The organism is Nostoc sp. CHAB 5836, from assembly GCF_020829445.1.
In the GTDB taxonomy this organism is placed as follows: domain Bacteria; phylum Cyanobacteriota; class Cyanobacteriia; order Cyanobacteriales; family Nostocaceae; genus Nostoc.
In genome coordinates, this window is the sequence record NZ_JAIVFV010000205.1 from 1 (window position 1) to 10,480 (window position 10,480).

Sequence of the window (10,480 nt, forward strand, 5' to 3'; positions counted from 1 at the left end):
GGGGTGCTGGTCGTCCAGCTAGTTTGTATAAGTTTGACGCGGAAGCTTTTGCTCCCTTAAAAGATAAACCTTTGGTGTTTATTTAATGAACCGTATTGAGATGAGGGAGATGAGGGAGATGAGGGAGATGAGGGAGATGAGGGAGATGAGGGAGATGAGGGAGATGAGGGAGATGAGGGAGATGAGGAAAAATAAACAATGCCCAATGCCTAATTTAAGAGTTTCAAACAATATTTTGACAATTTACGATATAATCCCACACACTTGTTGATTGTTAGTTGTCATCTGCTAATGACTAGTAACTAATGACTAGTAACTAATGACCAATGACAAATAACTAAATGATTACAGCCACAGCGACGAAGATAGAAGCAATTCTCTATTTAAAGGGCAAACCCTTGTCACTCGGCGAAATCGCCGAGTATGCCGCGTGCGATCGCGCCACTGTCAAAGAAGGCATAATTGAACTAATGGACAACTATGCTCACCGAGATAGCGCCCTAGAGGTAATAGAAACCTCAGATGGTTACAGTTTGCAACTACGGTCGGAGTTTCATGATTTAGTGCAAACTATGATCCCAGTAGAATTGGGTGTAGGTGCATTACGGACTTTAGCAGCGATCGCTCTCAATAGTCCTATACTTCAGAGTGACTTAATTAACCTGCGCGGTTCAGGAGTATATCAACACGTTCCAGAACTCGTCGAACTTGGTTTCATCCGAAAGCGCAAAGACAGCGATTCTCGCTCCTACTCGCTCCAAGTAACCCCAAAATTTCATCAGTATTTCCAAATCGAACAACTCCCGCAAATACTTTCCACCAGCCAGAAGGAAGAACAACTAGAACTAGAACTAGAAATGAAGGGAGTGGGGAGTGGGGAGTAGGGAGTGGGAGATGAGGGAGATGAGGGAGATGAGGGAGATGAGGGAGATGAGGGAGATGAGGGAGTAAGTTTTCCCCTCTGCCCCTCTGCCCCTTTGCCCCTTTGCCCCTTTTCAATGCCCACTTGCCCTGAGCGAACGCGAGTGCGTCTCCAAGAGTTGTCGTTCGCGAGTGCGATCGCACCAGAAGGGACGCCCCATGCCCAATGACTTATACCTGTGGTGAATGCGCTACCCTTGTAGTATGGTTTAGAGTAGAGTTAGCAATTAAGCTAAAAAAAAACTGCCAATGGTGTTTAATCCTGACTTTTTGAATGACAACTCTGAGGAACACCCTAATCAACTTCTTTCCGACCACTCTGAGGAATACCCTAATCAGTTGCTCAAATATCTACAGCATCAGTCCCCTGATGTTTTAGCCAGGATAGCTCAGTCCGCCAGCCCCGAAATTAAACAAATCATCTCGCAAAATGTCCAAGGGCTAGTGGGAATGCTCCCAGCAGAAAATTTCAATGTGCAAATCACAACAGATCGGGAGAACTTAGCTGGGCTTCTAGCGTCGGCCATGATGACGGGGTATTTTCTGCGCCAGATGGAACAAAGAATGCATTTAGAGCATTTGTCTGATGGTCAATAATCAATAGTCAGTAGTCAAACATTCTAGAACTATTGACCAAGTAATTCGTAGTTAAAAATTCAGTAGTCAACAAGACAGTGATGAGTCCAAGTTTCCACTGATAGCGTAGCGGTAGCGAGTCCCCATACCCTTACACGGAAGCACGCAACGCCCAGCGCAAGTCGTAGAGAGCGTCATTATCAATTACGAATTATTTTGACCAAGTAAGTCGGCAAGAATAAACCAAGCTATATTACGAAACGTAAATACACCTTAAACCCTTATAAATGACGAAGGACAAATGACAAATGACAGCTTTAGCCAGTTAGCTTTATTTGCGTCGCTCTACTTACTTTTTTTCAGGATAAGCTCCTGATTGGACTTTAATGGTTTGAATTTTGCCGCTACGGTTGACTTCCATTGCTAATATCTCTCCAACTTTGCTGGACTCTACCAGTTTCTGAACTTGGGCTGAGGTTTTGATTGGTTTACCGTTAACTTTTTGAATCACGTCTCCAGGAAGCAGTCCTGCTCGCTTGGCTGGGGAATCGTCTGTGACTCCTTTAATCACAATCCCAACTTCCTGCTGAATATTCAGTTGATTTTCTTGATTAATTTGCTGTTTTCTGGTTGGAGAAAGGTCTGCCATTTCAATACCCAAAAAGGGATGTTCCACACGCCCTTTAGTAAAAAGTTCATTGGCGATGCGGGCGGCGGTTTCAATGGGAATGGCAAAACCAAGTCCTTGAGCATCAGCACGAATGGCAGTGTTAACACCAATCACTTCCCCTTGGGCGTTTAACAAGGGGCCGCCAGAATTACCAGGGTTAATTGCTGCATCTGTTTGGATAAAGCTGACTCGCTTATCTGGGACACCAACTTGAGTGCTGGTGCGCTCTGTAGCGCTGATGATGCCGATAGTGACAGTATTATCTAAACCCAGAGGATTGCCAATAGCGATCGCCCATTGTCCTGGTATCAAGTTTTGCGAATTGCCCAGTTTCACAGTTGGTAAATGATTCGCTTTTATTTTCACCACTGCAACATCTGTCACAGAATCAACTCCTACCACCTTCCCCTCTAGAGTCCGACCATCCTTGAGGGTGACTTGTACTGTATCTGTATCTGCTACCACATGAGCGTTGGTGAGTAATTCCCCATTTTCGCTCAAAATAAATCCCGACCCTGTACCGCGCTCAATACGTTCTTGAGGAATTGGTTGCTCATCCTCTCCAAAAAATCGCCGCAAGAGGGGATTTTTCAATGCGTCAGAGATCGGATTGGCTACTTTGCGAGTGGCATTAATTCTTACCACAGCCGGGCCAACTTTTTGCACAGCCGTCGCAATAAAATTCACATTATCGCCCCCAGTAGCCCCCATCGTTCCGTTAGGAGCATTGGGAACTACGGATTCTGGAGGCAAAGCTATTGTTACATTTCTTAATTGTTGGAACGAGCGGTTTTGTGGCAGGAGATAGCGACTGCCAAACAAACCTGCACCACCGCCGATCACCAGTAAAAACACATAAACCGCCAGTTGCTTTAAGGATAACTTCATAATCATTTTGCTTAAGGACAGCAATGCAGTTGCTAATTTCTAAGTGTAGTCAAGCTAACGGCAAGTGGACAGATCAATTTACAAGGAATTGGGCATTGGGCATTGAAAAGAGGCAGAGGCGCAAAAGGGCAGAGGGGAAAAACTTACTCCCCGACTCCCCCATCTCCCCCACCTCCCCCATCTCCCCCACTCCCTCATCTCCCCCACTCCCTCATCTCCCCACTTCCCACTCTTCCCATCTAAAATTTAAAGTTAATGGGTTCTTGACTTATATACATGATTTTACCTTTTAGTCAACTGTTTCTCTGTAGCTTAGTTAGCGCCTTGGGTCTAGTATTCATACTGCCAAACACCAACAGCGCCAACGCGGCTGTGGGTGGTTGCCCAACTCCAGCCCTATCTCGCTTCCAACGTCATAAAGTTGTTCGTGGCGAAACTTTGGAAAGCATAGCGCAGCGCTACAATCTTATACCTACAACTATTATTGGCATGAATCCAGCTTTGCAGAAGAGTGCGATGCCTGCGGGAGGCAACACCTACCCAGCCGTTGGTAGTGTGCTTCAAATTCCTCCCTACAATGGGATTGTAGTCGAAGTGCCTAGCGGTCAAACTTGGCGACAAGTGGCGGCACAATACAAAGTTCGTGCTGATAGCCTTTTTGAGGTCAATGGCTGCCAACAAAACCCCAGAATCGTCTTTGTTCCAGGAGTAAATTGGTCGCCCAATGGTATTGTAACTAAGTCTTCTTTACCTACTGATGCAGGTACGCCAAACCGTGCATCCCTGTCTGGATATCCCTTGGAAAAACTAGCAACTGTCGGATTACCTTACGGCTGGCAAATTAATCCTGCAACAGGTCAAGTTTTCTTCCATAGTGGTGTTGACTTATTAGCAGCAGTTGGTACTGATGTGCTAGCGATCGCACCTGGAACCGTAGCTTTTGCTAACGATCAAGGTTCATACGGCAAGTTGGTGATCATTAACCACAGTGGCGGACTCCAAAGCCGCTACGCCCAGCTTGACGGTATTAAAGTTACTGTCGGTCAGCAAGTGAAAAAAGGAGACTTATTAGGAACGGTAGGCATTAGTGGAAAGCCAACCTCCACTCAACCGCACCTCCATTTTGAAATGCGTTCTACCTCGTCTCTAGGTTGGGTCGCGCAAGATCCAAAGGAGTATTTGAAGAAATGAGGTTTGTTTTTAAACGCAGAGGGACGCAAAGGGAAACGCAGAGGAACGCAAAGGAAATTTCTGTGTTCCTCTGCGAAATCTTTGCGACCCTTTGCGTTAAAAAAATGCTACGGGTTCGCTAGATTTTACGATATGCATTCCTGTCTCTGCAAACCTTGTAAATGCTGCATCTGCCTGTTCTGTATAGTCCACAACACCGGGGACAACAACGGGGGAAGTGGAATCTTCTAATAGATAGATTTTTTTCGCCAGGGTAGCATCTATCTGTTTAATTTCTGTTAATAAATCGTCAATTGTCCAAGCAACACAGTGACTCTTAGCTTGACCACCAATAATTACTGCATCATATTCTAAAAGTTGTTTAATCAAGCGCGTATTCTTTTGAGCAAGTGGACGTTGTTCAAAATCTTCCAACACTTCTGGACGTAAGATGGAATAGTTTTCTGTTAAAGGATTTTCACCTTTAATTTCAAATTGTGTCTGACTCTGACGCGCAATGCCGTGGAAAAATATCGCCTCTTCTACCGATGAAACTAAAGCATGGCCAATACCGCCCAACATCGAATGATAAGGCCAAACAGTAAGGGGATATTTACCATTTTGACTGAGTTGCTTAAGGTAATGGTAGGCGTGTTTTTCTAATAATTCGTAATCCCCGTTAGTAACACTATCCGCAACTGCTGGGTTAACTTTCCAGATACCTTGCTCAACATCTGCTGGTGTGATGCTAGTAGCTGCTGGAGTGGGATGTTCTCCAGCGCCATTCACCCAAAAGATGGGATGGAAAATTTGTGTTGCTGTGTGGGTATCTAAGGTGGGTACAATTTTTGTAATTACTCTCAAGTTACGATAGATAAACTCACATAATCTGACGTTATCATCCACCGCCCCATTGCCCGATTTCCCACCTACAAATAATTCAAATCCCGGAATGCAGAAGGTGTTTTGGACATCAATTAATAGTAAACAAATCCGGTTTTTATCTAAAGATGCAGCTTTGATATCGTGTTGTTTTGCCCAGATTTCAGCTTCGGCGGCACGTTGTTGGTAAGGTACGCGCCATATCTGGCACACTTCTTCAGGGTTAAAGTGTAAGGGGATTGGTAGTTGGGTTGTTGTTTGGGTGTTCATAATTACAGCCCCTTTTATTCTGTAATAACATCTATGATTTCAATCCCCAAATATTTTTCAAGTCTAGCCTTACCTTAGTAAACATCATCATGAGAACCTAAGGTTAACAAAGAAATTACTAATTCCCCAGAATGGGGATGAGGAACAAACTCGAATAGAATACGATTGTTGTAGTCTATGGAACAAGCCCATGTACCTAATAAATCCCCTTTAAGTTTATGAGTACGTAAGCTAGGGTAAAACGGATCTTCAGCAAGTTCTTGTAATCTTTGCTCAACTACAGAGCGTAATTCTGGATTTCGGCGGGCTAAACGCTTAAAATCTCGAATAAATTTTGCATTCCATAGCAGTTGCATCAATTATCCAACTCCGCCATGAAATCAGCAACAGTTCCACTACGTACTTCACCTTTAGCATAGGCTTCACGAGCTTCTGCAACCGCCTTTAATAAGTCATCCCGTCGCTGTTGTTTGAGGCGCTTTTGGATCAGATCCACAAGAATAGCCTGAGCTTCTGGATCTAATGCTTCTACTGCTTCTATGGCTTTCTGAAATGTAGATGTTTTTTCTAGCATGGGCGTCAAAGAATTTGGTGATAAGTCTAATTTAGCTGGTGGGATGTGCGATCGCTCCTGATCCTCTGGACTTAATAGTATATTTGTATTAAAAATCTCCGAAAAAGAATGTAGAGACGTAGCAGTGCTACGTCTCTACAAGGGTTCTGGGTAACGCATATTTAATTTCACCAGATGTCTATTGCAAAAACCTAAATTTTAGCGATCGCACTCAAGCGACTCAGATAAAAAGATTTTTAAGCAATGTATCTTTAAAAATGAGCAAAACCTCTAAATAGCTCTTTATTTCGTTGCCTGTGTTATTTTCCTTTTTTTTCGATTTAATCGTCCAAAAAAGCGCTGGCTGTGGCAATCTGGGAAACAGAGACTTATCAAATCTGATATTTTAGCTACAGCAAATTTACCTAATCAGGTTATGCAAACTCTGCCCGCAGTAAACACTTCAAATTCCACATCAAGCGAACCTACCTTTGATACAACTATCAAGCGGCGTAAAACCCGTCCCGTAAAGGTGGGAAATGTCACCATTGGCGGGGGCTACCCCGTTGTAGTGCAGTCAATGATTAACGAAGACACTCTTGATATTGATGGTTCCGTAGCTGGTATTCGTCGTCTGCACGAAATTGGCTGCGAAATTGTCCGTGTCACAGTGCCGAGTATGGCCCACGCTAAAGCTTTAGGGGAAATTAAACAAAAATTAATTAAAACTTACCAAGATGTGCCCATTGTGGCTGATGTCCATCACAATGGGCTGAAAATCGCCGTGGAAGTTGCCAAGCACATAGAGAAAGTACGGATTAATCCAGGCTTGTATGTGTTTGAAAAGCCAAACATCAATCGAACTGAATATACTAAAAGTGAATTTGACGAAATTGGCGATAAAATCCGCGAAACTTTAGAACCTCTGGTAGTTTCTTTGCGCGACCAAGGAAAATCGATGCGAATTGGGGTAAATCACGGTTCTCTGGCTGAGAGAATGCTATTTACTTACGGTGACACCCCCGAAGGAATGGTGGAATCCGCTATAGAATTCATCCGCATCTGTGAATCTTTGGATTTCCACAACTTGGTAATTTCCATGAAAGCCTCACGAGTACCGGTGATGATAGCCGCCTATCGCCTCATCGCCAAGCGCATGGATGACTTGGGTATGGATTATCCCTTACATTTAGGCGTTACGGAAGCTGGTGATGGCGAATATGGCCGAATTAAATCCACAGCAGGTATTGCCACCTTACTTGCTGATGGCATTGGTGATACAATCCGTGTCTCACTTACAGAAGCACCAGAAAAAGAAATTCCCGTCTGCTATAGCATTCTCCAAGCTTTGGGATTGCGAAAAACGATGGTGGAATACGTCGCTTGTCCTTCCTGTGGACGCACTTTGTTTAACCTAGAGGAAGTGCTGCACAAAGTCCGAGAAGCCACTAAACACTTAACCGGCTTAGACATAGCTGTTATGGGTTGTATTGTCAATGGCCCTGGAGAAATGGCAGATGCCGACTATGGCTATGTTGGCAAAACACCTGGTTACATTTCTTTGTATCGTGGTCGAGAGGAAATTAAAAAAGTCCCAGAAGAAAAAGGTGTAGAGGAATTAATTAACCTGATTAAGGCAGATGAACGCTGGGTAGAACCTTAAAGAGAGCAGGGGGCGATGAGGGGGATGAGGGGGATGAGGGGGATGAGGAGAATAACTAATGCCCTATGCCTCATGCCCCATGTCCAAAAACTTTGTATCTTTTAACCACTAAGGTCGCTAGATTGTCAAGTATTTTGTTTAAATCAGGAATAGATACTTGGTCTGTAAGTGTTCGCCTGTGTTAGATTGAGCATACTGACTATAAATTTTCCCTCTGACGCAGCTGTCATTATGGTGATTACAAAAAGTAGGCTTGTTTTGGGTGCTACGGCAGTGACACTCTCCACGATCGCTGTTACTAGCCTTGGCATTCACTCGCGAGGTCAGGCTTTGTTTAAAGCAAGTCCTAAAGAATTGGTAGATGAAGTTTGGCAAGTTATTCAGCGCCAATATGTAGACGGTACTTTTAATCAGGTAGATTGGCAGGCTGTTCGTAAGGAGTACTTGAACAAGTCTTACACTAATCCGCAGGAAGCGTATAAGTCCATTCGCGAAATGCTCAAAAAGCTGGAAGACCCATATACCCGGTTTATGGATCCAGCAGAATTCAAGAATATGCAAGTGGACACTTCTGGAGAACTCACGGGGATTGGGATCACGATCAGTCACGATGAAAAAACGAAGCAATTGGTTGTAATTGCGCCAATGGAAGATACACCAGCCTTTAAAGCTGGTGTTTTAGCAAAAGATATCATCCTCAAAATCGACGGCAAAGATACTAAAGGGATGGATACCAATCAGGCAGTATCCTTGATCAGAGGTGAAGCAGGAACGCAAGTCAGCCTGACTATTGGGCGCAACGGTAAAACAAAACAATTTGACATCAAACGAGCGCGAATTGAAATCCATCCAGTTAAGTTTTCTGAAAAGAAAACTCCAGTAGGGAATCTTGGTTACATTCGCTTGAACCAGTTTAGCGCTAATGCTGGCAAAGAAATGCAATCCGCCATCAAAGATTTAGAAAGGAAAAAGGTAGCTGGATATATTCTGGATTTGCGTGGTAATCCAGGCGGCTTACTCTTCTCCAGTGTGGATATTGCCCGGATGTGGATAGATAAAGGGAAGATTGTTTCCACCGTTGAACGCCGAGGAGAGGCAGAAAGGGAAGAGGCAAACGGACGAGCCTTGACAAATAAACCCTTGGTGGTGCTGGTAGATAAAGGTTCAGCTAGTGCCAGTGAAATCCTCTCAGGGGCTTTGCAGGATAATAACCGTGCTACTGTGGTCGGTACTCAAACCTTTGGTAAGGGACTGGTGCAATCGGTGCGTCCTCTGGAAGATGGTTCAGGATTGGCGGTGACAATTGCTCATTATTATACCCCCAACGGTAGAGATATTAATCATAAAGGCATTGAGCCAGATGTGAAGGTGGATTTGACCAAGGAGCAGATGGAGGACTTGTGGCTCCATGAACGTGACAAACTTGCTACTCTCGCAGACCCCCAATTCGCTAAAGCAGTGGAAGTGATAGGCAAAAAAATTGCTGTTAAGGGCACAGCCACGGCAGAAAAATGAAAAGTTAGGAATAAAGTTAGGAGTTAGGAGTTAGGAGTTAGGAATAAAGACCGTCATCGTCAACTCCTAACTTTTAACTTAAACTGGTTGGCACTTCCCAGCCCTAATGAGTCCGATACGCCGAGCGATCGCTTCTTCTTGCGAACTAAAAGGCCCCCACTGTTCTATAACCTCTACATTATCGTCGCCAACTTGGTCGCTGGGGATTATTTCACAGTTACCACCAGAACGCTTGACAATATACCAATTTTGTGAAGTGTTCATGCTTTAAATCAAAATTTTGTTTTTTATAGTAACCCAAGTTGCGGATTATAATAAATTATTTAGGTGTCTCTAACCACTGTCTATAGCAAGGTAGGACAGTTGGGCGTAGGGTAATTCTTGCTACTTAAAAGCCAAAAAATCTTGAGCAGTTAGAATCTCAATACTTCTCCAAGGGTTTAGCACTAGCAAATCATCATCTCCAGTAACAATACACTCTGCTTTAGCACTGACTGCTAATTCCAGATATTTGTTATCTTTTGGATCTCGGCATTCATCAATCTGTTCAATTACATCAAGAAACTGAGCATTTTCTATTAAATATTTGAGCAATTCTTGCCGCGTTTGTTGAGTAAGATATCTATCAAATTTGGGACGATATAAAACCTCTTTTAACTCCGATAAAACAGAATTTGATAATACTATAACGCCAATATCCTGAGCTTGATCTAGTGCCTGACGTGGCTTGCTTTGACTAAACAAAAATGCACTAATCAACACATTTGTATCAAATATAAACCATCGATTATTCGTCATCATTCAAAAGCGATTTTAAGATTTCATGTGTTAATCCTCGCTCTTGTGCTTCAAAGCTTGCTTTATCCATCGTGTTTCTTAGACGTGCGATGCTTTCTCGTCTTTTAGTTGTAAATTGAAACTGCATAATTGCCGCAATCTTAAGTTCCAATTGTTCTCGTTCTTCTTCAGTGGCATTGCGGTATGCCTCTGCTACCTCAGAGGGAACTTTGATAGTAATTTCTTCTTTAGTAATCATGATCTATAGCTTTCATAATTTTTCATCTTTCATCATTTTACAAATAAAAGCAGAGGGCAGAAGGGAGCTATAGCCATTTTCAACCCGGTGAGGTAGAAGTATCCAGATAGACCTAACCCCCTAACCCCCAACCCGTTGCGGGAAGGGGGAACAATTGAAAACGTCTCTCCTTTTAGGAGAAAGGAATCGAAATGAGGTCAGAATTGTACCCCACATTCCGCACCCCTTACTGTCATAAGCGGTTATTACGGTAATAAATGAAAATCACAAGAATAAAATAATACATAAAAGGATATTTGAGGAATAAAAGTGGCACGAATCTTATTCTCAATAAGA

The 10,480-nt window shown here is 43.4% G+C and carries 14 protein-coding genes and 1 pseudogene; 7 read left to right on the forward strand and 8 right to left on the reverse strand.

Annotated features, from left to right (window positions below; translation table 11 throughout):
• Window positions 1–86 (forward strand): annotated as a pseudogene (locus LC605_RS27650) (NUDIX hydrolase); the annotation flags it as partial.
• Here LC605_RS27650 and LC605_RS27655 read toward each other — a convergent pair.
• On the reverse strand, window positions 57–206 hold the full coding sequence (locus LC605_RS27655) for a hypothetical protein (RefSeq protein ID WP_229550683.1): 150 nt from the start codon (window positions 204–206) through the stop codon (window positions 57–59). The pseudogene LC605_RS27650 and the gene LC605_RS27655 sit on opposite strands and share 30 nt — an antisense overlap.
• Window positions 207–341: 135 nt before the next feature.
• On the opposite strand from LC605_RS27655, the gene scpB reads away from it, so the two are divergent.
• From scpB to LC605_RS27670, 3 genes are all read left to right on the forward strand, one after another.
• Window positions 342–884 carry an SMC-Scp complex subunit ScpB gene (scpB, locus tag LC605_RS27660; RefSeq protein WP_229550684.1) on the forward strand — a complete coding sequence of 181 codons (543 nt, stop codon included), beginning with the start codon at window positions 342–344 and terminating at the stop codon, window positions 882–884.
• Between the two features lie 3 nt (window positions 885–887).
• Window positions 888–1,091 carry a hypothetical protein gene (locus LC605_RS27665; protein WP_229550685.1) on the forward strand — a complete coding sequence of 68 codons (204 nt, stop codon included), beginning with the start codon at window positions 888–890 and terminating at the stop codon, window positions 1,089–1,091.
• Between the two features lie 79 nt (window positions 1,092–1,170).
• Window positions 1,171–1,518, forward strand: coding sequence for a DUF760 domain-containing protein (locus LC605_RS27670; RefSeq protein ID WP_229550686.1), 348 nt, complete (start codon window positions 1,171–1,173; stop codon window positions 1,516–1,518).
• A gap of 328 nt (window positions 1,519–1,846) precedes the next feature.
• Here the strand turns inward: LC605_RS27670 and LC605_RS27675 are convergent, their stop codons facing one another.
• Window positions 1,847–3,055, reverse strand: coding sequence for an HhoA/HhoB/HtrA family serine endopeptidase (locus tag LC605_RS27675; RefSeq protein ID WP_229550687.1), 1,209 nt, complete (start codon window positions 3,053–3,055; stop codon window positions 1,847–1,849).
• 276 nt (window positions 3,056–3,331) lie between these two features.
• Here LC605_RS27675 and LC605_RS27680 point away from each other — a divergent pair, with 276 nt between their 5' ends.
• On the forward strand, window positions 3,332–4,246 hold the full coding sequence (locus LC605_RS27680) for a M23 family metallopeptidase (protein ID WP_229550688.1): 915 nt from the start codon (window positions 3,332–3,334) through the stop codon (window positions 4,244–4,246).
• 96 nt (window positions 4,247–4,342) lie between these two features.
• Here the strand turns inward: LC605_RS27680 and LC605_RS27685 are convergent, their stop codons facing one another.
• The 3 genes from LC605_RS27685 to LC605_RS27695 all read right to left on the reverse strand — a co-directional run bounded on the left by LC605_RS27685 (window position 4,343) and on the right by LC605_RS27695 (window position 5,951).
• Complete coding sequence (locus LC605_RS27685; protein ID WP_229550689.1) at window positions 4,343–5,377, reverse strand: isochorismatase; 1,035 nt, start codon at window positions 5,375–5,377, stop codon at window positions 4,343–4,345.
• A 74-nt stretch (window positions 5,378–5,451) separates the two neighbouring features.
• On the reverse strand, window positions 5,452–5,733 hold the full coding sequence (locus tag LC605_RS27690) for a type II toxin-antitoxin system mRNA interferase toxin, RelE/StbE family (protein ID WP_229550696.1): 282 nt from the start codon (window positions 5,731–5,733) through the stop codon (window positions 5,452–5,454).
• Complete coding sequence (locus tag LC605_RS27695; protein ID WP_229550690.1) at window positions 5,733–5,951, reverse strand: hypothetical protein; 219 nt, start codon at window positions 5,949–5,951, stop codon at window positions 5,733–5,735. The genes LC605_RS27690 and LC605_RS27695 overlap by 1 nt, the downstream gene beginning before the upstream one ends.
• A 415-nt stretch (window positions 5,952–6,366) precedes the next feature.
• On the opposite strand from LC605_RS27695, the gene ispG reads away from it, so the two are divergent.
• Window positions 6,367–7,593 carry a (E)-4-hydroxy-3-methylbut-2-enyl-diphosphate synthase gene (ispG, locus tag LC605_RS27700; RefSeq protein WP_229550691.1) on the forward strand — a complete coding sequence of 409 codons (1,227 nt, stop codon included), beginning with the start codon at window positions 6,367–6,369 and terminating at the stop codon, window positions 7,591–7,593.
• Window positions 7,594–7,824: 231 nt separating this feature from the next.
• Window positions 7,825–9,108, forward strand: coding sequence for a carboxyl-terminal processing protease CtpC (gene ctpC, locus LC605_RS27705; RefSeq protein WP_229550692.1), 1,284 nt, complete (start codon window positions 7,825–7,827; stop codon window positions 9,106–9,108).
• 78 nt (window positions 9,109–9,186) lie between these two features.
• On the opposite strand, the gene LC605_RS27710 is transcribed toward ctpC, so the two are convergent.
• The 3 genes from LC605_RS27710 to LC605_RS27720 form a co-directional block, all read right to left on the reverse strand.
• Window positions 9,187–9,372: a DDE transposase family protein gene (locus LC605_RS27710; RefSeq protein ID WP_229550693.1), complete on the reverse strand. Its 186-nt coding sequence runs from the start codon at window positions 9,370–9,372 to the stop codon at window positions 9,187–9,189.
• A 120-nt stretch (window positions 9,373–9,492) separates the two neighbouring features.
• Window positions 9,493–9,909 (reverse strand): putative toxin-antitoxin system toxin component, PIN family, encoded by a 417-nt coding sequence (locus tag LC605_RS27715; protein ID WP_229550694.1) that lies wholly within the window; start codon window positions 9,907–9,909, stop codon window positions 9,493–9,495.
• A complete protein-coding gene (locus tag LC605_RS27720; protein WP_229550695.1) occupies window positions 9,896–10,144 on the reverse strand; it encodes a hypothetical protein in 249 nt (82 codons plus the stop codon). Before LC605_RS27720 ends, LC605_RS27715 begins: the two co-directional genes overlap by 14 nt.
• Between the last annotated feature and the right edge of the window lie 336 nt (window positions 10,145–10,480).